We start from the raw sequence: 455 nt of genomic DNA on the forward strand, positions 1-455 counted from the left end.
CTCGCCGCCTCACAGTCCGGTACCTTCAAGGACCCGCAGGTCAAGCTCTTCGACTACCGCTTCGATGTGAAGACCGGCTTCGAACCGCGCTTCACGGACGCCGATCTGGTGCGGGTGGCGCACTGTCGCGTTCATGAGGAGCGTGCCGAGCACTTCGCGCTGATGCAGGAGAAGGTCTGGAACCCCGCGATGGCCGGCTCTCCCGGCATGGTGCGGGGCCTCTTCGGTGAGGCGCCGGGCCACGAGTTCATGATCCTCTCCATGTGGCTGTCGGCCGCCGAGCACGGAAAGTACCGCACCGAACGCGTGGAGCGGCTCGCCCTGCGAGCCCAGATCGAGGCCGATGTCGCGGCGCTCGCCGGTGACATCGTGGACCTGGAGTCCGCCTGGACGGTTTGAGTCGGTGAGTTTGAGATTCGGACGCCGGCGCCGGGGGTGAGTCCGGAATCTGGATG

The 455-nt window shown here is 66.4% G+C and carries 1 protein-coding gene; it reads left to right on the top strand.

The genetic code is table 11. The features are described from left to right. Positions 1-399: hypothetical protein (locus tag DSY14_RS28145; RefSeq protein WP_211719607.1), on the top strand; the 399-nt coding region annotated here is incomplete at its 5' end. Between the last annotated feature and the right edge of the window lie 56 nt (positions 400-455).

Origin of the sequence: Nocardiopsis sp. MG754419 (assembly GCF_018207095.1) — a bacterium.
Classification (GTDB): domain Bacteria; phylum Actinomycetota; class Actinomycetes; order Streptosporangiales; family Streptosporangiaceae; genus Nocardiopsis.